Here is a 21,519-nt window from a genome sequence, read left to right as displayed (position 1 = left end):
GTTCCCTTCCGGCGCCGGTGACTACCGGCTGCCGTGGACACGGACGTTGGCGGCGGACAGGTACAGGGCGTTCTTCAGCTGGAACGGCGTCAGTCGCGGGCGGCTGGACAGGATCCGCGCGCAGAGCCCGGCGACGAACGGGGTGGCGAAGCTGTTGCCGGAGGTACGGATCGACGTACCGCCGAGCCAGGCCACCTGCACCCGTTGGCCGGGGGCGAAGAACTCCACCGGTGGCTCGGGGTTGTAGAGGTGGAGGTCCGGGTCGTCCTCCTGGTGGCTGCCGACCGAGATCACCGAGGAGAAGCGCCAGGGGAAGCTCTCCACGTGGGTGTTGTGCGCGGAGGCGACGATCACGGTCTGCTGGAAGTACGCCTCGTCGGCCAGCCTGCGCAGCTCCTCCACGAAGCGGTCGCGGCTGGTGGAGAGGCTGAGGTTCACGACGTCGAAGCGCTGGCGGACGGCCCACCGGATCCCTTCGAGGAGGATGTCGCCGCTGCCGGAGAACCGCTCGCCGAGCACCCGGACACTGGACAGCTCGCAGTCCGGGGCGGTGCGGCGGATGATCCCGGCACAGGCGGTGCCGTGACCGCAGGCGTCGCCCTCGTCGGTCTCCTCGACGTGGACACCGTCGTCGTCCTTGAAGACGCGCCAGGACTGGGCGACGGGACCGACCATGGGGTGGTCCCGTTCGACCCCGGAGTCGACCACGCAGACGCGTACGCCGCGCCCGGTCCCGCCCAGCAGACCGCCCTCGGGCGGCTCCGGTGGATGGTCGGCCTCCACGGGTACGTCGGCGGGGCCCCGACCGCGGAGGCCCCAGGTGAGCCCGGGGGCGGAGGCGGAACTGAAGGAGGAGGGCGAGAAAGAGGCGGAGGCCGGGGTCGGGGCCTGGGCCTGGGGATCGGCTCCGGCCCGGGGCGGGGCCTGGGCCGGTCGCTGGCCGGTGGTCATCGCTGGACGTCCTTTCCGGTTCCGGCGGCCGCCGGGCCGACGGAACCCGGCCCGTCGTCCCGGCCGCCCTGGCAGCGCAGGGCGACGGCCTCGGCCTCGCGTGCGGCGGGGAGGTGCCCCTTGGCGGCGAAGCTCGACCGGGCACGCACCGCCGCGTCGGCCGCGTCCTTCGTGTGCCCCAACGCGAGCGCGGTACGGGCCGCGTCGAGTGCGGCGAGTCCCTGGACGATGGGCGAGTCGGTGCGGACGGCGGTGGCGAGCGCCCGGTCGGCCAGGCGCGTGGCGGTCACGGCCTCGCCCCGTACCGCGGCGATCCGGGCGCGCAGGCCGTCGAGGTCGGCCGACTCGGCGCGCGGCCGGGGCGCTTCGGACCGCTCTCCCGTCGGCCGGAGTCCGACGAGGGTGGCGTGTGCCGTACGCCAGTCGCCGAGGTCGAGCCGGATGCGGGTGGCGTCGAGGAGGGCGCTGCGCAGGAGCCCGGTGGCACCGAGCGCGCGAGCGGCGGCTGCGGCCCGCTCCAGGCTGAGGAGGGCCTCCTCCCGGCGGCCGGCCAGATCGTCGACGGTGGCGGCGAAGAGCGGCAGGAACGCGTCGGTCTCGGCGTAGCCCAGCCGCTGGGCGAGTCGTTCGGCGTCGGCGAGGCAGGCGAGCGCGCCGTCCCTGTCGTCGTGCAGGGCGAGGACCACGGCCAGCGGGCAGTTGAGCGTCAGCCGCACGGCCCGGCGGCCGGCCCCCTGCTCGGCGAGCAGGGCGCGACAGCGGATCACGGCGTCCGCGACGGGCAGGGGCCCGCGCCAGAGGGACACTCCCATGGCCCCGAGCGCGGCGGCCCGCTCCGGCTCCGCATCGGCCCGTACGGCATGGCCGAGGGCCCGGTCGAGCAGCCGCTCGGCCTCCCGGTGCCGGCCCTGCTCCTGAGCGTGCTGGGCGAGCCGCAGACAGGCCCGTGCCTGGCCGAACTCGTCTCCGGCGGCGGCGAAGACGGGCAGGGTGACGGCAGCGGCCTCGGCCGGGGACTCTCCGGTCGACGTTCCGTCCGCCACGCTCCCCCCGGGCAGGCGGCCCACGGACCCGGCATCCTGCCGGGCGTCCTCAGACCCGGCGTCCCCGGACCCGGCGTCCCCGGCGCGGGCTTCCTCCGCACGGCTCCCTGGCTCGGCCCGGCGGCTGTCCGGCCGGCTGCCTGCCGCCCTGCCGACGGACGCCAGGCTCAGCCGGGCATGCGCGGCCTCCACCTCGTCGGCGCCGCGGCCGTCCGCCGGAATCTCTGCCAGGACCTCTTCGAGCAGCGCCCTGCCCTCCGTGACGCGGCCGAGGTCGAGCAGCGTCTGGCCGAGTCGCCGGCGCGTGGCCGCGCTGCCCGGCTCACCCGCCGCGTACCGGGACGTGGCCCTGTCCAGCAGGTCGGCGGCCCACACGGGGTCGGCGTGGGCCAGCGCGAGGCGACCGCCCTCCGCGAGGGCGTCGGCGGCGCGGCGCCGAAGGCCGTCCGTGTGCGCGTCCTGGGCTCCGAGCTCGACGCGGTAGCGGTACGCCTGCTCCAGGTGGGCCCCGACCGCGGCGCTGCCGCGCCGCTTGACCGTGTCGAGACGTGCCGCGCGCTCGTGCCGGTCGGCGCGGTCCTGCTTGGACTGGCTGGTGTGGACGACCTCCTGGATCAGCCCTCCGGCGAAGCGGAACGCCCCGCCGTCCGACCTGACGAGACGGTGACGGACGAGCCGGTGGAGGGTCGTTCGGAGCTCGGACGCGGTCCACGTCTCGGCGGGATGGCCGGCGAGCGCCATGAGTTCATCGGCCGTGAAGTCGCCGCCGAGGACGGACGCCAGGCCGAGGGCCCGCTGTTCGGGCGGTTCGAGCGCGTCGATCCGGGCTCCGATCAGGGCCTGGAGGGGCAGCGGGACGCTGTCCGCGTCGACGGGGTCCCCCGCGACGAGCAGCTGCTCCAGGTGCAGCGGGTTCCCTCCGACCCGCGCCAGGACGTGGGGGGCGAGCGGCGCGCTGTCCGCAGTGCGCCCCGTCAGCTCGGCCGCGAGGAGCTGCGCCTCGTCGTCGGCGAGACCGCCCAGCAGGACGGCCTCCGGGGCGAGTTCGGGCCGCACGTCGAACAGCTGGGGTCGGGTGAGCAGGACGATCAGGACGGCCGCGTCGGTGAGGGCGCGCTGGAGTCGGTCGAGGGCGTCGAAGAGCGGCTGTGCGGCCCACTGGCAGTCGTCGATCACCAGCACGACGGGCTGCTCCTCGGACAGTTCGGCAAGCACCCTGGCGAGCGCGGCGCAGGTGTCCGCCGGGGACGGATTGGGGGTCCCGTCGAGGAGCAGGCCCTGGTGGAGCAGGTCGAGTTCGGGCGAGGGAACGACCGCGCCGACGCTCTTGAGCAGTCCGGCCACGGCGTCGGCGAGCGCCCCCAGACTGGGCTGCTCGCCCCGAGCCCGACAACGCCCGACGCCGTAGCGGGGGGCCCGGGCGGGAGCGGGGCGTGCCGTCGCGGCGAGGTGCGTGGTCAGGGCGCGGGGTGCCGGGCTCGCGGGTGTGGGTGGGGGTGAAGGTGTGGGTGAAGGTGTGGGTGAAGGTGTGGGTGAAGGTGTAGGTGTGGGTGTAGGTGTGGGTGTAGGTGTCCAGCCTTCTGTCCGGCCCGGGGCTGTCACGCGGTGGAGCCACTCCCGTACCAAGCGGGTCTTTCCCTGGCCCGCCTCTCCGCCCACCACCAGGCGGCCGACGCTTCCCCTTCCCGTCACCCGGGCCAGCGCCTCCTCCATCAGCGCCAGTTCGCGCCCGCGGCCGACGAAGCCGACGTCGAAGCGGCGGAGGGCTTCCGGGTCGTCCTCCTCGTCCAGGGCCATCAGGCGGTGCGCCGACACCCGGTCGGTCTTGCCCTTGAGGAGCAGGGGGCCCGTTTCCGTCGTACGGATGCCCGGCCCGGCGGCCGCCAGGGTGTCGGGACCCAGCAGGATCTCCCCGGCAGCCGCGTTCTGCTCCAGGCGGGCCGCCACGTTCACCACCTCGCCCGAGACCATCGCCTGCCGCTCGCTGGACGAACCCGTCACCGCCTGGCCGGTGTTGATGCCGATCCTCATCTCGAGCCGTACCCCCACGGCCTCCTCCAGGCGCGCGTTGAACCCGGCGAGCGCCTCCCTCATCGCCAGGGCAGCGGAGGCCGCCCTCCGTGCGTCGTCCTCCCGGACCGTCGGCACGCCGAACACCGCCATCACGGCGTCCCCGATGAACTTCTCCACCGTCCCGCCCTGCTCCTCGATCCGCAGCCGCATCAGGTCGAACCAGCGGAGGGTGACCGACCTCAACGTCTCGGCGTCCAGGGCCCCGGAGAGCGCGGTGGAGCCCACCAGGTCGCAGAAGAGGACCGTCACCACCTTGCGGCCCGTCGGCCGCGCCGCGGCCGGCCCGGGAGCGCACGGGCTGCCGCAGGACGGGCAGAACCGGGCTCCGGGCGGCAGTGCACTCCGGCACGAGGCGCAGGACATGGATCCTCCGGTGGACGGGGAGACGAGGGAGACGGGGAGGGAGACGAGGGGGGACGGGGGCACGGGGCGCAGTGGCCTCGGCGGGAGCGCGCGGCTGCTTCGAGAGGGGTGCGCCCTCGCCTCAGAACAGCGCGCCGCCCGCCACGTCCGCGTGCGCCTGGACCTCGGGGGCCGCCGCGTCCAGCCGCCCCCTGATGTCGACCAGCAGAGCCAGCTCCTCCGGCGTCAATGCCCGTACGACGTCCTGCTGCTCATCACTCAGCGCGTCCACGTTGAACCCTGCGGCCGCGAGTGCCTCCAGGGTGGGCTCCGTGCCGTGCGGGGTGGCGTTGCCGGTCATGGGTGTCCTCCGTTGTCCTCGGCGAGGGAAAGGAACAGGCGGGTGAGCAGGTTCGCCGTGTGCAGCGCGCTGACGGAGACGGCAGTCTGCCGGGCCGGGGTCGGCGCGAGGGCGTCCAGCACCCGGTACAGGTCGTTCAGGTGCCCGCCGTCGAGCTCCGCGTGCTCTCTGAGCGTGCGGAACGCGCCGCCCGGCAGCCCGGTGACCTCGGCGAGGCGGTCCGCGAGCCGGGGCCCGGGGGCGTTGCCCTCCAGGACCGCGATGTAGCCGAGCAGGGCCACCGGGTGCTCGTGCTCCATCCGGTAGTACTGCGCCCCGGCCAGTTCCACGACGATCGGGTGCGGTACGGCCGCCGGACCCGCACCGGCGGCGGCCAGGTCGTCGAGCAGCCAGGCGTCGTGGTCCCGCTCCTCCTCCGCGTGGCGGAGGCAGTACGCGGCCAGGCGCCGCGCGGCCGGGTCGCCGGGCTCGTCGGCGCACCGCTCGGCCGCCCGTGCGAGAAGCGGCACCGAGGCCCGTACGAGCGGATGCATCGCGGCCAGATAGCGCACGTAGCGCTCCCGCAGGCCGTCCGGCCGCCAGAGCGCGGCGGTCGCGGCCCTCAGGACGGGGGCGGTGGGCGTGAGTTTGGTGCGGAGCGCGAGGGATGCGGGGACCGTGGTGGTGGCGGCGGCAGCGGTGGCTGAGGCAGCGGCTGTGCTTGGCGCTGGGCTCGTGGCCATGGCTGCGGGGTCCGTGAGCGCTGCGGCAGTGGCTGTGGCTGTGGCGTTCATCGACTGCTCCTCTCCTCTGCGGTGGGCGACGCCTTGGGGGGTCGGGGCTCGTTCGTGGGCACGCGATCCTGTCCGGCCGCCGGTTCGACCAGGTGCGCATAGCGCGCGCAGCCCATGCGCCGCACCAGGGCGGCGGGCCCCGCAGCGCGCTGCTGCGCCGTGGTGAGCCGGTCGAGGAGTTCGCCGACGCGACCGCCGGCGTCCCGGGCCGCGCCCTCCAGGACGCTCGGGCGGTCGGCGAGCGCGTGACAGCTGCGGCAGTAGCCGGCCGGAGCGGGTGCGGTCTCGTAACGGGCGTGCAGCCGCCGCGGACCGACCGCGCGCAGCATCCGCAGCACCGGCGAGCCCAGGGAACGCTCGCGGACGGTCGGCCAGTCGTCCTCCGCGATGTGTCCGAGCCGCAGGTGCGGGGGCACGGGGCGTCGGTCGACCGTCCACTGGTTGCAGCAGGCCGCCACCGTCCCGTCGAAGGCGACCACCGGCCAGGCCGCGAGGGTGCAGGGCGCCGCCAGGCCGTCCTCCGGTCCCGGCGGTGTCGGCCGGACGAGGCCGGCGGCGCGGCCGAGCGGCCGCACCTCGTTGACGAGCAGGGGCATCCGGGTGCCGAAGACACGGCGCACGTCCGCGACGACGTCGACCAGGTACGGGTCTTCGACGTCCGCGCCGGTGCCGATACCGGGCTCTGTGCCGGTGTCGACACCGGGACCGAGTCCCGCACCGACTCCGTTCCCCGGGCCCGGGCCCACACCCGTGAGGTGGATGCTGGCCGGGACTCCGGCGTCGAGTACGGCACGGAGGGCGCGCAGCACGTCCGCGCGCGGCACCTCACGCTCGTGGTGGACGTCCAGGCTCGCCGAGAAGTGGTCCAGATGGGTGATCGTCCGCATGATCCGGTCGGGGACGCGCCCCCCACGGGCGAAGAACATCCCGCTGAGCAGTGCCACCCGGGAGCCCTTGGCCCGGGCGAGACCGGCCACCCTGGCGGCCAGCTCGGGCAGCAGGAGCGGTTCGCCGCCGGTCAGCATGACCACCTCGGGTCGGTCGCCGACCCCGAACGAGCCGACGAAGTCGAGGAGTTGCCGCTGGTCGGGCTCCTCCGACGCCGCCATGGACGAGGCCGTGGAGCAGTGCGCGCAGCTCATGGGGCAGCGGCGGGTGAGCGCCACGAGGAGACCACCGCAGGGCACCGGCCGCAGGCCGACGAGCTCCGCCAGGTCCATGTCCGTCTCCTCCTCCGTGAGTGCGCACCGCGTCGTGCGCCGCGCGCGGAGCGTTCCCGGATCGTGGCCCCGGGCGGCAGACTTCCGGTTCACGAACGCCTGGTGAACGGTTAAGCCGCAGGTCCGGAAGGGGTTCGAAGGCCACGGAAGGGCGCGGAAGGCTCCGCAGCTGCGTGCGGAGGCCCCTCGGACGGCCGGGCGCCGCGGCCCGGCGGGGGCATCGGCGCACGTCGCGGAGGCGTACCGCGCCGGCGTCGTCGACGTATACCGGCGTCGAACCGACGACCAGGCGTTCCCATACCCGGCGTTCGTACGTTTCTTCTCAGCCGGCGCAGCGACGCCGTCAAACGAGGAGGACGAACATGCCCGAGAACACGAACCCGAAGCCGGTCGAGGACGAGGACATCGAGGTCGTGGCGCACGGGGAGGCCGAGGAGGACGAGGCCGGCTGCATCATCAACAACTCCAGCGACATCTCCTGACGCGACGCGTCTCGTCCTGAGTACCTCGCGGGCCACCCGGTTCTCGGCGGATCACGCCAGGAACCGGGGGGCCCGCGGCCACTCACCGGCCGGCCACCCGTCGCCTTTCACGCTTCCCCCTCGCCCATCACCCTTCCCCTTCCCCTTTCGCCCTTCACCACCCGCCACCCGCCCGACGCCGAGGGAGCGCGCACGTCGTGAAGATCCTGCTCTGCCCTCTCAGCGACGGCGGATACCTCTACCCGGCACTCGCGGCCGGCCGCGAGCTGCATCGCCGCGGCCATCACGTCAGCGTCCTCGCCAGGGCCTCCGCCGGGCCCTTCGTGGCCGAGGCCGGGCTGCCGTGCGCGGTGGCCGAGGACTTCGGCGATCGCCGGGCGTTCTCCGCCACGTGGTGGGGGAAGACCGGTGCCGCGCAGTACCGGGCGATCCTGCGCGCGGCCCGGGCGGCGCAGGCCGATCTTCTCGTCACGTCGGTGCTGAGCAACGGCGCCCTGCTCGCCGCCGAGACCCTGGACGTTCCGGTGGTCGTGGTGGGTCTCACGGTTCACCTGTGGGACTACCGGAGCGGCGGCGAAGGGGAGCCGCACCTGGGCAGGACCCGGGAGAGCCGGACCCGCGACAGCCTGGACCTCCATGCCGCCACGCGGGAGGAGGTCGGCCTGACCGGCCGTGCCTCCCGTTGGGCGGGCGATCCGCTCCTCGGTGACGCGCTGCTGCTCCGCGGGGACCCGGCACTCGAGTATCCCGGCGCGGAACTCCCCGAGCGCGTTCGGCACGTGGGTCCCCTGGCATGGGAACCCGCCTCAGAGCCGGGCGAGTTGGCGGCGATCAAGGATCACCTGGGACGGACGGACACCGGAAAGCCCGTCGTCTACGTGCACCTCGGCCGCTTCTTCGGCGGCCGGTCCCTCTGGCCGCGGCTCAATGAGGCGTTCACCGGCGGACCGTTCCGGGCGGTGGTCGAGCAGGGCAGGTCCACCGACCCCGCGCCCGCTCCGGAGGCCGACATCCTGCTCGTACGGAAGCCCTGGATGGGACCGCTCGTCGACGCGGCCGACCTCGTGCTGACCAACGGCACCTCGGCCCCGGTCCTGTCGGCCCTCCTGCGCGGTCGCCCCCTGGCGCTCTCGCCCAACGGGTCCGAACAGCCGCTGCTCACCGGCGCCTGCGAACGGGCCGGCGTGGCCGTGCGCGACCCGAAGACCCCGTCCGTGGACCTGTCGGCGCTGCTGGAGTCGGTGTCGCGCGACGAAGGACTGCGGACCCGGGCCCGCACGCTCGGCGACCGACTGGCCGCGGCGGACGGCGCGGCCCGCGCGGCAGACGTCGTCGAGCGGGTGGCTCAGGCATCCGCAACCCCGAAGGAGAACCATGAGTACGCGATCAGTCGGCCTCGATGAGGCCGTGGCGAGTCTGTCCATGGGTACGCGGCACTGGATCGCGCGGCATGCGGGGTACCTCGACTCCCCCGCCGGACACGCCGAGCTACCGGTGACACCCCGGGTCAAGGCACTCCTGCAGCTCGCGCTGCTCTGCCGCTACTGGGGAGCGTCCACCCCGGCGGAGCCCGCCCTGCGCGAGGCGACCTCGATCGTCGAACGCGCCTGGCAGCGACCGGACTTCCCGCACCTCCTCACCCTCGACGGCCGGTACGCACGGCAGTTCGAGCTGATGTACGCGGCACTGGCACCCGCGGGGTCCGTCACCGACGCCCCCCGTGCCGTCCTGGCCCGGCTGAAGGACGACGGTTACCTCGCGCCGCGGCACAAGGCCCCGTACCTCCACCTGGAGGCGAGGTTCTACGCCGATCTCGCGGGAGCGGAGCACGAGTTCACCTCGTACGACGAGCTGTACGCGGCCAGCCTGCCGGCCCGCGCCGCCACCCTGCCCGTGGCCGACCTGGACGCCTGCGTGGTCACCCACACCGTCTTCTACCTCAGCGACTTCGGCCTCCGCGACACGGGCCTGACCGACGAGGCCCGCGAGCAGGCCCTCCAGGTCGTGGAGCGTCTCACCCACCACTGCCTGGGCCTCGGCGAATGGGACCTCGTCGGCAAGCTCGTGCTCGCGCAGTACTGCCTCGGCGCGGATCCCCTCGGTACGCCCTCCGGGGCCGCCGGCATCCGGATGCTCGCCGAGGTCCAGGCACCGGACGGGGCGATCCCGGGGAAGTCCGTCGTCCGGCGCGCCCCGGCGGACGCGACGCCCGTCCAGTACTTCCGGAAGTCGTACCAGGCGACCCTCGTCACCGCGCTCACGACGCTGATGGTCGGCAACGGCCGCCCGGTCACGAGCGCCGACCCCGCTACGCCCGCCGCGCCCGACTCGCCCGTCTCACCCGTCGGTCGCTCCACCGCAGGAGCCGACGGGGTGCCACGGGCGGCGGGGGTCGCGGGAGCCACCGGGGCGACGGCCGTACGGGAGGCGACACGGTGAGCATCGACCAAGCGACCAGTGCCGACCGGCAGGCCGCGCACGCCGCGCCTCCGGCCGGCACCGACCTCGCCTCCTCCGGAGCGCGCCTGCTCCGCGGCGAGCGCACCTGGTGGTTCCTCGGTCCGGGCGGCGTCGCCCGGCTCGCCGACCGCCATGTCACCCCCGACGGAGGCCTGCGTCCCGACGCCGAGCAACGGCTGCGTCAGAGCGGCATGTTCACCCCCGCCATGGTCCGCGCCTACGCCCTGACCGTCCTCACCAGCACCCATTGCAACCTGGGCTGCGGCTACTGCTTCCAGAACACCGCGCAGGACCTGGCGGGCGGGAGCCGGCCGCCGCGGATCGCCCGGACCCGGCTCACCTCGGAGACGATCACCTCGATCCTCGGGTTCACCGAGCGGCAGATGGCCGCCGTGGGCCTGGAGAAGCTCAGGATCCTCCTCTTCGGCGGCGAGCCCCTCCTCAACCCGCGCGGGTGTCTCGAACTCCTGGAGCGGGCCTCGGACATCGCTCCCACCTCGGCCTGGATGATCTCCAACGCCACCCTGCTCACCCCGTCGCTCGCACGTCGGCTCCACGACCGCGGCCTGAGCTCCGTCCAGGTCACCTTCGACGGCGACCGCGACGACCACGACCGGATCCGGGTCGGCAGGGCGGACGGCAGCGGCACCTTCGACAAGATCGTCCGTAATATCGTCAAGGCCTCCGAGGCCACGCCACTGCGATGGACCCTGCGGGTGAACGTGTCCCAGGAGACCTTCCACGGCGTCGACGCGCTGATCGACCGGCTGGCGGCCGCGCTCGACCCCACGCGGTGCACGCTGTACTTCGCCCGGATCGGCGATGTCGGCGTCGGATACGCCAACAGCCTCCTGCACACCGGTGAGCTCTCCTCCGCCTTCACCCGCTGGCAGCGAAGAGCCCTCGAACTCGGCTTCACCGTGAACCGCCCCGGCGGCCGGAAGACCTGCGTCACCTGCGGCCACACCGACGGCCGGTACGGGGCGGTCGTGAGCGCGGACGGGACCCTGGCCAGTTGCTGGGAGACCGCGGGCAAACCCGACTGGGAGGTCGGCACGGTCGCCGACGGCTACCTGCCCGGTACGGAGACCGGTGACCGGTGGATCGCCTGCCAGGACCTCTACAGCTACGACGAGGACGCCCGTACGCTCGCCAGGTTCCGCGACACCGTCGACACGGCCCTGCTCGACCACCTGCACGAGACGGGGCGCCTGTAGCCATGCCGCCCTCACTCCTGGAGCAGCTCTCCGCCGGCGCGCTGGACTGGCTGGGCGGGAACCTCGACCACTTCGACCCGTTCCGCGCGACCACCCGGTCGACGTCCCGGTCGACACCCCGCGGAAGGGCCAAGGCCGCACTGGAGTTGGGGCTCCTCTGCCACCGTGCGGCGCGACCGGACGGCCCCGCCCCGGACCCCCTGAGCGGGGCGACCGCACTCGTACGGAAGCTCTGGCAGGACCCGGACTTCCCGCGGCTCTTCGACGACACGCCCGCCCACGCCTCCACGTACCGGCTGGCCCACGCGGCGCTCGCCCCCGACGGAATCGACGACACGCAGTGCCGGGAGGCACTCGCCCGGCTGGACCGCGACGCCCTGTCGCCGGGCGGGAAGTCACCGTACCGGCGCATCGAGATCCGCTACTACGCGGACAAGGCGGGTGTCCACCACGGCATCGAGCCGTACGCCGAACTCCTCCCGCGGAGCCCGCTGGTCGCCCTCCGGGCCGCCGACCCCACGGTGGCGAGCCCCACGACCGCGAAGGGCGCGGTGGCACCGCTCACCACCCCGCAGGCGTACGCGCTGACCCACACCGCCTTCTACCTCGGCGACTTCGGCCGCACCGACCCCGGTCTCGCCGGAGCCGACCTGGTCCACGCGCGGGACCTCACCCACACCATGCTGCTCCACTGCGTCGCGCACGATCTCTGGGACCTGGCGGCGGAGCTCGTCCTCACGCAGTTCGTCCTGGGGGAGGATCCGCTCCGTACGTCCTCGGGAGCGGCGGCCGTGGAAAGCCTGGCGCGCGCCCAGCGGCCCGACGGGGCGATCCCCGGGAGGTCGGCGGAGCTCATGGCCGCGCCGCAGGTCACGGCCGGGGAGTTCTTCCGGAAGGCGTACCACACGACCCTGGTGACAGCCCTCATGGCGTCGATCGTCTCGTCGGCGTCAGCCATCCCTTCAGCGTCCGCCGTCCCTTCAGCGTCCGCCGTCCCTTCGGCCTCGGTCGTCTCCTCGGCGTCCGTCGGGCTGTCGGCGAGGGGGGCCTCATGACGCCGCGCCTCACGCTGATCAACCGCGACTACACCCGTCTCTGGTTCGGCCAGGCCGTCTCGTCCGTCGGGGACGCCGTCTTCAGCACGACCTTGGTGCTGTGGGTGGCGACCGTACTGGCGAAGGACGAGTCGTGGGCGCCGATGGCTGTCAGCGGCGTACTGATGGCGTCCAGCGTCGCCGTCCTGGGCATCGGCCCCCTCGCGGGCGTGTTCGTCGACCGCTGGGACAAGCTCGCCACGCTGCTGCGCACCGAGGTGGTGCGCGGTGTGCTCGTGGTGGTCCTGACCGTCGTCTCCTTCCTGCCCACCGACGCGCTCCCGGCAGGCGTCTGGCTCGCGCTCGTCTACGTGACCGTTCTCCTGCTGCACGCGGCCGGCCAGTTCTTCTCGCCGGCGCGCTTCGCGATCCTGGCGGACCTCGTGAAGGGGGACGCCAACCGCGCCCGCGCCGCCGGCATCGGCCAGGCGACCGGCGAGACCGCCTGGATCATCGGCCCTCCGCTGGCGGCGCCGCTGCTGTTCGCCGCAGGCATCCAATGGGCCCTGCTCTTCAACGCGTTGTCCTACGCGGTGTCGTACATCGCGATCCGGTCGATCGAGGTGCCCGCGTCGGCCGCGGCACCCGGCGACAGGAAGCCCGCTCCCGAGTCCACCCCGAACGTCCCGAAGCAGGCGGGACAACAGTCCAGCCTCGGGCGCGAGTTCGCGGACGGCGTGCGCTTCTTCGCCCGCAGCAGGTTCCTGGTCGTACTGCTTCTGCTGGCCGTCATCGGACAGTTCGGGATCGGCGCGCTCAGCACCCTCAACGTCTTCTTCACCACGGACAACCTCGACGCCGACGCCCATCTCTACGGATACATCGGGATGGCGATGGGCGTGGGCGGCATCACGGGCGCGTTGAGCGGGGGCCGGGTCGTGCAGTGGCTCGGGGCACGCCGGAGCACCTGGATCAGCCTGCTGGTGAGCGGTGTCCTGTTGATCGCCTACTCCCGGCAGACCACCTTCCTCGGCGGCATCGCACTGCTCTTCGTCTTCACGGTTCCACTGACCGTCCTCAACACCGCGATGGCACCGCTGCTGCTCGCAGCGGCGCCCCCGGACCTCCGGGGGCGGGTGATGGCCGTGTTCTATCCGGTGACGAAGCTGGCGTCGATGCTCGCCGCGGTCCTGTCAGGCTGGCTCGCCGGGTCGGCGCTGACGGACGTCGCGGGCTCGGTCGGCGGCGTCCGGTTCGGACCCATCGACACCGTCTTCGCGGTGTCCGGGGTGATCGTCGTCCTGTCGGGCGTCTTCGCGTGGCTGGCCCTGCCGGGGACGGAGAGCACGGCGTCGGGCACTGGGGAGAACGCGGGGAAGGACCCGCGGAAGGACGCGGGAGAGGACGCGGAGGAGGACGTCGCAGGGAGCGCCGGGGAGGCCGCCGAGAAGGGCGCCGCGCTCACGGTCGAGGTCACGTCCCCGGCCGGATCACGAGGCCACCGTCCGCCCGACCACGAACGAGGGAGACCGGAGTGACCACCGACGCCCCAGGGACGCGGCGCCCGTACCCGCACGCCGAACGGCAGGACGTCGTCCAGGAACTCCACGGGGTGCGCGTCCCGGACCCGTACCGCTGGCTCGAGGACTCCGGGACCGACGAGACGCGCCGCTGGAGTGCCGAGCAGAAGGCCCTGTACGCGGCGGAGCGGGCGGCCTGGCCCGGGCTGGAGCAATGGGAGGCGGAGGTGTCGGCGCTCGGGGCCGGCACTCGTGTCCGGTCGCCCGAGGTGCGCGGGCACAGGGTGTTCTGGCTGCGTCAGGAGACGGGCCAGGAGCATCCGGTCCTGATGGTGGCGGAGGCGGGGGCGAGCCCGACCTCGGCCTCCCCCGCCGCCTCGACCTCGACCGCCCCCTCGGCCTCGTCCTCCCCCACTGCCTCGTCCTCCCCCTCGACCGCCGCCCCGAGGGCTGTCTCGGAGCGCGTACTGCTGGATCCCAGCGCCCTCGACCCCTCCGGCCGTACCGTCCTCGACGCCTGGGAGCCCTCCGTGGAGGGCGATCTGCTGGCCTATCAGGTGTCCCGGGACGGCACGGAGGACTCCGTGCTCCGGGTGATCGACGTGGCCACCGGCGAGCTCGTGGACGGGCCTTTGGACCGGGTGCGGAAGTCGTCGGTCGGCTGGCTTCCCGGCGGCCGGGCGTTCTACTACGTCCGGCGACTGGACCCCCGTCTGCACCCCGGCGAGGAGCGCTACCACCGCAGGGTCTGTCTGCACCGGATCGGCACGTCACCGGACGCGGACGCCGTGGTCTTCGGCGAGGGCCGGGACAAGACCCGGTTCTACAGCGTCTCCGTGACCGAGGACGGCCGCTGGCTCGGCATCACGGCCACGCTCGGCACCGGCCGTGGCACCGATCTCCACCTGGCCGATCTGTCCGCCGCGCCGCTCGACCGTCCGCTGCTCCGGCCGGTGCAGGAGGGGATGGGTGCCGCCACCCGGCTGCACGCCGTGCCCGGTACGGGCCCGGCGGACCGTGTGTGGCTCCGCACCGACCGCGACGCGGCGCGCGGTCGCGTCGTCGCGTGCCGGCCGGACGAACTCCATCTGGGCCCCGACGCCTGGCACGAGGTCGTCCCCGAGCGGCCGGACGCAGTGCTGACCCACCTGGTCGTGCTCTCCGGCCCCGAACTGAAGAACCCGCTCGGCCTGGCCGCCTGGACCCGCGACACCGTGGCCGAGGTGACGTTGCACGACCTCGTCGAGGGCCGGCAGGTGGCCACGGTGCCGCTCCCCGGCACCGGCGCGGTCGGCGACTTCTCGACCGTGGCGTCGGGCGGTCACGAGGTCTGGTTCGCGTACACGGACTTCGTCACGCCGCTCCGCGTACTCCACTTCGACGCACGTACGCGCCGCCTGACGCGCTGGGAGCGGGACGCCCCGGATGCGGGCGATCCCGACCGTCCGGCGACGGGTGACCCGGACCGTCCGACAACAGGGGAACTGGACGGTCCGGCGACGGCCGGTCCCGGCAGTCCGGCGACGGGCCGTCCCGCCGTCCACCGTCCGGCGACGGGCGGCGCGGTGACCCGCCAGGTCGCGTTCCCGTCGCGGGACGGGACGACGGTACGGATGTTCGTGATCTCCCCCGGCGGGCACCCGGACCGGCCACGCCCGGCGCTGCTCACGGGGTACGGCGGCTTCGGCCGCACGATGTCACCCCGCTACCGTGCACAGGTCCTGGCCTGGGTCAGGGCGGGCGGGGTGTTCGCCTGGGCGGGCCTTCGCGGCGGCGGCGAGGAGGGCGAGGCGTGGCACCGGGCCGGGAGCGGTGCGCACAAGCAGAACACCTTCGACGACTTCGCGGCGGCGGCCGACCGGCTGGTCGAGGCGGGCTGGACCGAGCCCGGTCGGATCGCGATCATGGGCGGCTCCAACGGCGGCCTGCTCGTCGGCGCGGCCCTCACCCAGGAGCCCGAGAAGTACGCCGCCGTGGTCTGCTCGTCCCCGCTCCTGGACATGGTCCGCTACGAGCTGTCGGGCCTCGGCCCCAGCTGGACGCCGGAGTACGGCAGCGCGCAGGACCCGGCGCGGCTGCCCGTGCTGTTCGGCTACTCCCCCTACCACCGGGTCGCGCCCGGGACCGCGTACCCGGCGGTGCTGCTGACCGCCGCGGACGGCGACACGCGCACCGATCCCCTGCACGCCCGCAAGATGTGCGCCGCGCTCCAGCACGCCACGTCGGGCAACGGCCCGATCCTGCTGCGGCTCGAACACGGCGTCGGCCACGGGGACCGGGCCGCGTCCCGCGCGGCGGCGCTCCAGGCGGAGTGTCTGGCCTTCCTGGCATCCCACGTGGGCCTCCCGGCCCCGGGCTCCGCCGCCGCGGAGGCGCCGCCGCGGTGACCTCCGGCGCCGACGCGTCACGGCCTCGACGCGTCGGCGCCCTCGGTACCCACCGCCCCGCCACCCCACCGCCCCGCCACCCCGCCGCGCTACGTCAGCACCGGCGTCCCGTACCCCGCGCCGCGCGCGTACAGCCGTATCAGGTGCGGCATGTCGTACTGCGCCGCGTGGGCGGTGACCTCACCGCCCGGCGACATGACCATTCCGGCGTCGATGAGCGCCTCCACCACCCTCACCGCATGCCGCTCGTCGCAGCCGAGCGCCTCCGCCGCCTCCGTCAGGCCGAACGGGCCGTCCCCCGTGCCCGCGGCCAGCCGGCCCGCGTCCCTGCCCCGCTCCTCCGGGAGCGTCTCCCAGCCGTGGGCCAGCCGCTGCCGTACGGACACGTCCCCCGCGGTCAGTTCGTCCAGGGCTCCGGCGGGGTCCGTCAGGCGGTCGGCGAACTCCCGCAGCGGTAGGTGGCGGAGCACCGCGAGCCGCATCCCGCTCACCCGGACCGCGAGCGGCGACCCGCCGCACGCCCGTACGATCCGCAGCGCGGCCTCCCGGTCGGCCCGCACCCGCCGCGGGCCGACGATCCCGGCGAGGAGCTGCACGGCCTCGGCCGTGTCGAGCGGCGGGACGGAGATCCGGTGCACCGGTGCCAGACCGCCCAGTTGGCCGCGTGCGGTGAGCAGCACCCTGCCCTGCCCGCCGCACGGGAGCAGCGCGCGTACGGCGCGTTCCTCGGGTACGTCGTCCAGGATCACCAGCACCCGGTGCCGCGCCAGCCACTCCCGCCAGGCCTCGGGCGTCGACGGTCCGGTGCGGCCCGTTCGTTCGCCGAGTTCCGCGAGTACGGCGGACACGGGTCGGGGCCGGCCCTCCGCGTCCCGCAGGGAGACACAGAGCCGCCCCTCGGGGAACCTGCCGCCGAGGAGGTGGGCGGCCCGCACCGCCAGCGTGGTCTTCCCTGATCCGGCGGGGCCGGACAGCAGCACGACATGGCCCGGCTCGCCCGCACCGGCCCCACCGGCTGCGTCACCGCCCTCCAACAGGTCCAGGACGTCCTGGAGTTCTTCGCCGTGCCCCGTGAAGTCGACCAGGTCGGGCGGCAGCAGCACGGTCGGCTTCGGCGGGGCGGCGGCGGGTCTCCCCTTCGACGGCCCGGCGGCCGTTCCCGACCCGGCGGCCCGGTTGTCCCCCGCGAGGATCGCCCGGTAGCGGGCGGCCATGGCGCCACTCGGCTCCAACCCCAACTCCCGTGCCAGCAGCTGCCGGTAGTCGTCGTAGACCGCGAGCGCCTCCGGCTGCCGGCCGGAGGCGCTCAGCGCACACATCCAGGCCGAGCGGAGCCGCTCCCGCAGCGGATGCCACTCCACGAGGTCGCGCAGTCCCTCGACCACGGCCGGCGCGCAGCCCAGCGCCAACTCCGCCTCCGCCCAGCTCTCGTACGCCGTCACATGCCGCAGTCGCAGCCGCTCGGCCTCCTCGGCCAGCAGGGGTGACTGCCGGAGGTCGTCGGCCAGCGGCGGCCCCTGCCACAGGTCGAGGGCCTGTCTCAGCAGGCGGGCGGCCGCCTCGGGCGGCCGGCCTTCGGCCGCCCGTACCAGGGCGCGGAACCTCAGGAGGTCGAGCTCCTCCTCCGTCGCGCGCAGGACGTATCCGCCTCCGGTGTGCGTGAGGCGTGGCCGGTCCCGGGGTTCCCGGTCGTCCTGCCCGAACAGCGCACGCAGGGCGCTGACGTACACCTGGATGTTCTTGCGGGCGGTACGAGGGGGCTCCTCCGGCCAGACCGCCTCGGTCAACGCGTCTATGGAGACCGGGGAGTTGACGGACATCAGAAGCGTCGCCAGCACCATGCGCTGCTTCAACGGACCCAAGGGCAGAGACTGTTCGCCCCGGTGGACCGCCAGCGGGCCGAGGACGGAGAACCGGAGTGAGCCGGGTGAGGCGGCGGGCTGCGCGGACGGACTCGGCATCGAGCGAACCTCCGTATGGTGACGGGAGTTGGTCGGTCCGCTCGATGATCCATCGCGCCGGACCTTCACACATCGGTACCGGACCCTCACAGTCGCACCACCGAAGGCGGTGCCCTGGGGGCGCGACCCCCAGGGGGTCGGGAACACCCCCCATCCCGACTTCGCCGGACCCCCACATCGCCGGGCCACCATCCCTGGTTGGCCAGGCCCCCACATCGCCGGGCCCCATCACCGGACCGCTGACCACCGGCCCCCATCGCCGGGCCGCTACGGGACGGATGCGGGCGGTCGCGTGGCCGCCGCCCGCTCCGGGGTCAGGCCGACGGCATCCGGGAGACCATGCCCGCAGGCCCCGCAGTCCCGGCAGGCCCGGTCGGCCCGGCCGATCCCCCGTCCTCGGCCCGCTCGGCGGACAGCGCGCACAGCGCCGAGCGGTCGACGCAGCCGGTCTTGGACATCAGGCTCGCCATGTGCTTCTCCACAGTCCGGGGTGAGATGCACAACCGCCGGGCGATCTGCAGATTGCCCGGACGCTCCATGAGCAGCACGAACACCTCGTACTCGCGCGGTGTGACACCGGCGGTGCGCAGCTCCGCCGGAATCCGTTCCCGGCCGCCCCTGCGCTGCGGCACACTGACGCCCGCCTGCCGCAGGAGTGCCCGGCAGGCACCGGCCACCGGCTGGACGCCCGCCTCGTGGAAGTACTCCTCGGCGGTCCGCAGCCAGGCGACCGGTTCGCCCCAGGAGTCGGCGAGGGCCGCCTCCGCGACCAGCCGCAGGGCGAGATGCCAGCCCTGCGGGAACACCGCGGCCGCTCGGCGGGCCTCCTCCACCGCGCGGCGCGCGCCCTGCGGGTCGCCCTCCCTGCCGCGCAGGACGGCGTCCGCCATCCCGAGGAACATCCGGTTCCAGGCCAGCTGCCCGCCCGGGGAGGCGAGCGCCTCCCGGTACGCCTCGCGACCCCCGCCTCCTCTGCCGTAGCCCCCGCCGTCGGCGCCCGCCGTCCCGTCGCCGCCGGCCCTCTCACCGGCGCAGTCGCCGTCGAGGATCCGGAGCAGCGGGCGGAGCCCGTACCGCCCGCTGAGGTAGAAGAAGCTCGGGTGCTCCCGCTCCCAGGCGAGCGCCGCGTCGAGCTCGGCCGTGGCCCGTTTCCGGTCCTCCGCCATGAGCGCGCCGACGGCCTGACACAGTCCGCGTTGCAGGGGTACGAGCATCGACTCCTCGCCGCCCGCCCGGCGGAACCGGACGAGGGCTCGTTCCTGTTCACGGCCCCGCCCCTGGTGTGCGGCGAGCGTGGCGTCGACGAGGAGCAGATAGCGGTGGGCCGACAGGTTCTGGAGGCGGGCACTCGCCTCGACGGAACGGTCGACGATCTCCCGGGCCCGGTCCCATCGTGCGGCGAGGACGCTCTGCATGGCGAGCAGCCCGTCGACGGTCTGGAGCACGGTCAGCGAGCCGAGTTCGTGCGCCGCCGCCCGGGCGGTCTCCAGCTGCGTCGCCTCTCCGGTCCGCATGAACGCGTTGGTGCCGAGCCGCACCAGCGCTTCGGCCCGCGACACCGCGAGCCGGTGCTTCTCGGCGACCTCCAGCATCCGCACCAGACAGGCGTCGGCCTCGTCGAACCCGCGCTGCCGGGACAGCAGGGCGAGCAGCTGCCAGGCCTGGCAGGCCACGACGGGCCGGCCGCGCTGTTCCGCGGTGAGCGCGGCACTCCTGGCGGAACGTTCCGCCTCCTTCAGCCGCTCGCGACCGCTCCGGCCCGCCGAGCCCCGTCCTTCGCCCTCTCCGTCCCGGCCCGCCGAGCCCCGTCCTTCGCCCTCTCCGTCCCGGCCCGCCGAGCCCCGTCCTTCGCCCTCTCCGTCCCGGCCCGCCGGGTCCCCGGGGTCACCCTCGCCGTCGCGGCCGTCCTGCTCCGGCAGGAGCGCCAGATGCCCCTCGACGACCACGAGCGCCGCCTCCTGCTCCGGGCGGGGCTCGGCACCGAGCAGGGCGCGGGCCGCCCGGATCCGGCGGCGTGCCTCCTGCTGCCGCTCCGCCATCGTCGCGACCCAGGCCACCTGCGTGTGCGCCTGGGCCCGCTCCTCCGCCGCGGGAGAGCCGACGGTCACCGGTGCCAGGTCGTCGAGCAGTGCGGATGCCACGTCGATCCGTCCGGACTCGGCCTGGGCGATGGCCAGTTGCACGGTGACGTCGTCCCGTTCCCCGTCGGCCGCGAGGCCCCGGGCGCGTTCGAGGAGCACGGCGGCCGAGCCCGACGCACCGGCGTCCAGCATCTGCCGACCGACCTGGGCGAACTGCCGTGAGGCCGCCACCCTGTCACCGGCGGCCAGTCGGAGCGTGGCGACCAACTGGCTCTGCTCTCCCGAGAGTTCTCCCGGCCCGTCGCAGGAGAGCGAGGCGCAGGCGTCCTCCTCGATCGCCTGGGCGGCGCGGCGGGCGAGCGCGGCCTGCTCGGCGGGCGGCAACGACGCCCTGAGCGCGTCCGCGGTCAGGACGTGCCGGAAGGTGTAGTGGTCGTGGGCCGCACCGTCCGGGGCGATGATCCCGGCTTCGGAGGCGGACCGGAGGTGGGCGAAGAGGGCCCGGTCGTCGAGTCCGGTCACCACCCTCAGGGCGCCGACCGAGAACCGGCCGCCGAGCGTCGCCGCGATGAGGAGCAGTTCGCGCACCGGCTCGTCGAGCCGGGCGAGACGGCGTGCCCAGCTGCGTACCGCTCCCGTGGGAACCGTCGCCTCGCCGTGATCGGCGAGGAGCCACGCGCCGTCCGCCCTGCTCAGCCGCCCCAAGTCCAGCAGGTCGGCCAGAAGCACCTCCACGAGGTACGGGTTCCCGCCCGCTCGCTGCGAGAGGTGTCGATGCGCGGCCGGGGGCACTTCGCCCGGCGCCGCGTCCAGACACGCGTCGACCATGGTCCGTACGGCGGTCTCGTCCAGCGGCCCCAGCTCCGTCACCGAGGCCGTGTTGCGCAGCTCGGCGGCGAGTGCGAGGTCCAGCGCCGGGCCCGGGTCGGGTCGGAGCGTGCCGACCAGCAGGACCGGGAGGTCCGCCACGTTGTCGGCGACGTACTCGACGACCGCGATCGTCTCGGTGTCGGAGTCGTGCAGGTCCTCCAGGAGGATCACGCAGCCGCGCTCGCGCCCCAGCACGGCGAGCAGTCTGAGGAGCGCCTCGGCCAGCTCGACGAGCGAGATCGCGTAGCCGGGCGCCGTCGCGGCGGCCCGCCACTCCGGCACCAGGCCGGCCAACGCGGGCCGGTAGGGGTCGAGTTCCGGATCGTCCGGCGCGCCGGCCGCCCGGAACCGCGAGGACAGCGCCTCGACCAGGGGCCGGAAGGGGACGACGAGCCCGGTGGACGTGGCACGGCCGCGCAGCACCGGCATGTCCCGGTCGTAGGCGCGGAGAGCGCACTCGCCGGCCAGCCTGGACTTTCCGATCCCTGCCTCGCCGACGAGGAACACGGCCCGTCCGGCGCCCCTTCGGGCGCTCTCCAGGGCCGCGTCCAGTAACCCGATCTCGGCGTCCCGCCCCACGATGACCGACGACGTCGCACGCATGTCCGCAGGCTACTTGATCCTTTTCGTGCACGGCAGTGGGGGGGGGGGGGGGGGGGCCCCACCCCCCCCCCCCTCCAGGAAACACGATGGTGTCCGTTGTGTTGTGGATGGCTCCCGCTGCCCCCCTCTCCTCCTCTGCGG

General features: G+C 74.3%; 13 protein-coding genes. 6 read left to right on the top strand and 7 right to left on the bottom strand.

Annotated features, from left to right (window positions below):
- Nucleotides 1-21 precede the first annotated feature (21 nt).
- The 5 genes from ACZ4XX_RS21965 to ACZ4XX_RS21945 all read right to left on the bottom strand — a co-directional run bounded on the left by ACZ4XX_RS21965 (nt 22) and on the right by ACZ4XX_RS21945 (nt 6,763).
- On the bottom strand, nt 22-951 hold the full coding sequence (locus ACZ4XX_RS21965) for a S8 family peptidase (RefSeq protein ID WP_468509540.1): 930 nt from the start codon (nt 949-951) through the stop codon (nt 22-24).
- Nucleotides 948-4,430, bottom strand: coding sequence for an adenylate/guanylate cyclase domain-containing protein (locus ACZ4XX_RS21960; RefSeq protein WP_468509586.1), 3,483 nt, complete (start codon nt 4,428-4,430; stop codon nt 948-950). Before ACZ4XX_RS21960 ends, ACZ4XX_RS21965 begins: the two co-directional genes overlap by 4 nt.
- A gap of 121 nt (nt 4,431-4,551) precedes the next feature.
- The gene (locus ACZ4XX_RS21955; protein ID WP_468509539.1) at nt 4,552-4,770 is read right to left on the bottom strand and encodes an aroma-sacti cluster domain-containing protein; all 219 of its coding nucleotides are present in this window, start codon (nt 4,768-4,770) and stop codon (nt 4,552-4,554) included.
- Nucleotides 4,767-5,543: an iron-containing redox enzyme family protein gene (locus ACZ4XX_RS21950; RefSeq protein WP_468509538.1), complete on the bottom strand. Its 777-nt coding sequence runs from the start codon at nt 5,541-5,543 to the stop codon at nt 4,767-4,769. Before ACZ4XX_RS21950 ends, ACZ4XX_RS21955 begins: the two co-directional genes overlap by 4 nt.
- Nucleotides 5,540-6,763: a radical SAM protein gene (locus ACZ4XX_RS21945; RefSeq protein ID WP_468509537.1), complete on the bottom strand. Its 1,224-nt coding sequence runs from the start codon at nt 6,761-6,763 to the stop codon at nt 5,540-5,542. The genes ACZ4XX_RS21950 and ACZ4XX_RS21945 overlap by 4 nt, the downstream gene beginning before the upstream one ends.
- A gap of 679 nt (nt 6,764-7,442) precedes the next feature.
- Here ACZ4XX_RS21945 and ACZ4XX_RS21940 point away from each other — a divergent pair.
- The 6 genes from ACZ4XX_RS21940 (at nt 7,443) to ACZ4XX_RS21915 (ending at nt 15,863) form a co-directional block, all read left to right on the top strand.
- Nucleotides 7,443-8,648 carry a glycosyltransferase gene (locus ACZ4XX_RS21940; protein WP_468509536.1) on the top strand — a complete coding sequence of 402 codons (1,206 nt, stop codon included), beginning with the start codon at nt 7,443-7,445 and terminating at the stop codon, nt 8,646-8,648.
- Nucleotides 8,620-9,684 (top strand): DUF6895 family protein, encoded by a 1,065-nt coding sequence (locus tag ACZ4XX_RS21935; protein ID WP_468509535.1) that lies wholly within the window; start codon nt 8,620-8,622, stop codon nt 9,682-9,684. Before ACZ4XX_RS21940 ends, ACZ4XX_RS21935 begins: the two co-directional genes overlap by 29 nt.
- Before the next feature lie 86 nt (nt 9,685-9,770).
- Nucleotides 9,771-10,922, top strand: coding sequence for a radical SAM protein (locus ACZ4XX_RS21930; protein WP_468509585.1), 1,152 nt, complete (start codon nt 9,771-9,773; stop codon nt 10,920-10,922).
- Nucleotides 10,923-10,924: 2 nt separating this feature from the next.
- A complete protein-coding gene (locus tag ACZ4XX_RS21925; RefSeq protein ID WP_468509534.1) occupies nt 10,925-11,977 on the top strand; it encodes a DUF6895 family protein in 1,053 nt (350 codons plus the stop codon).
- The gene (locus ACZ4XX_RS21920; protein WP_468509533.1) at nt 11,974-13,494 is read left to right on the top strand and encodes an MFS transporter; all 1,521 of its coding nucleotides are present in this window, start codon (nt 11,974-11,976) and stop codon (nt 13,492-13,494) included. The genes ACZ4XX_RS21925 and ACZ4XX_RS21920 overlap by 4 nt, the downstream gene beginning before the upstream one ends.
- Nucleotides 13,491-15,863, top strand: coding sequence for a prolyl oligopeptidase family serine peptidase (locus ACZ4XX_RS21915; RefSeq protein ID WP_468509532.1), 2,373 nt, complete (start codon nt 13,491-13,493; stop codon nt 15,861-15,863). The genes ACZ4XX_RS21920 and ACZ4XX_RS21915 overlap by 4 nt, the downstream gene beginning before the upstream one ends.
- Nucleotides 15,864-15,952: 89 nt before the next feature.
- On the opposite strand, the gene ACZ4XX_RS21910 is transcribed toward ACZ4XX_RS21915, so the two are convergent.
- A complete protein-coding gene (locus ACZ4XX_RS21910; RefSeq protein WP_468509531.1) occupies nt 15,953-17,824 on the bottom strand; it encodes an AfsR/SARP family transcriptional regulator in 1,872 nt (623 codons plus the stop codon).
- 314 nt (nt 17,825-18,138) lie between these two features.
- Complete coding sequence (locus ACZ4XX_RS21905; RefSeq protein WP_468509530.1) at nt 18,139-21,378, bottom strand: helix-turn-helix transcriptional regulator; 3,240 nt, start codon at nt 21,376-21,378, stop codon at nt 18,139-18,141.
- Nucleotides 21,379-21,519: the final 141 nt, after the last annotated feature.

This window comes from Streptomyces sp. NPDC029956 (genome assembly GCF_055574655.1).
Note: the sequence above shows the minus strand (reverse complement) of the source record. Positions and strands in the feature narration are given on the sequence as shown.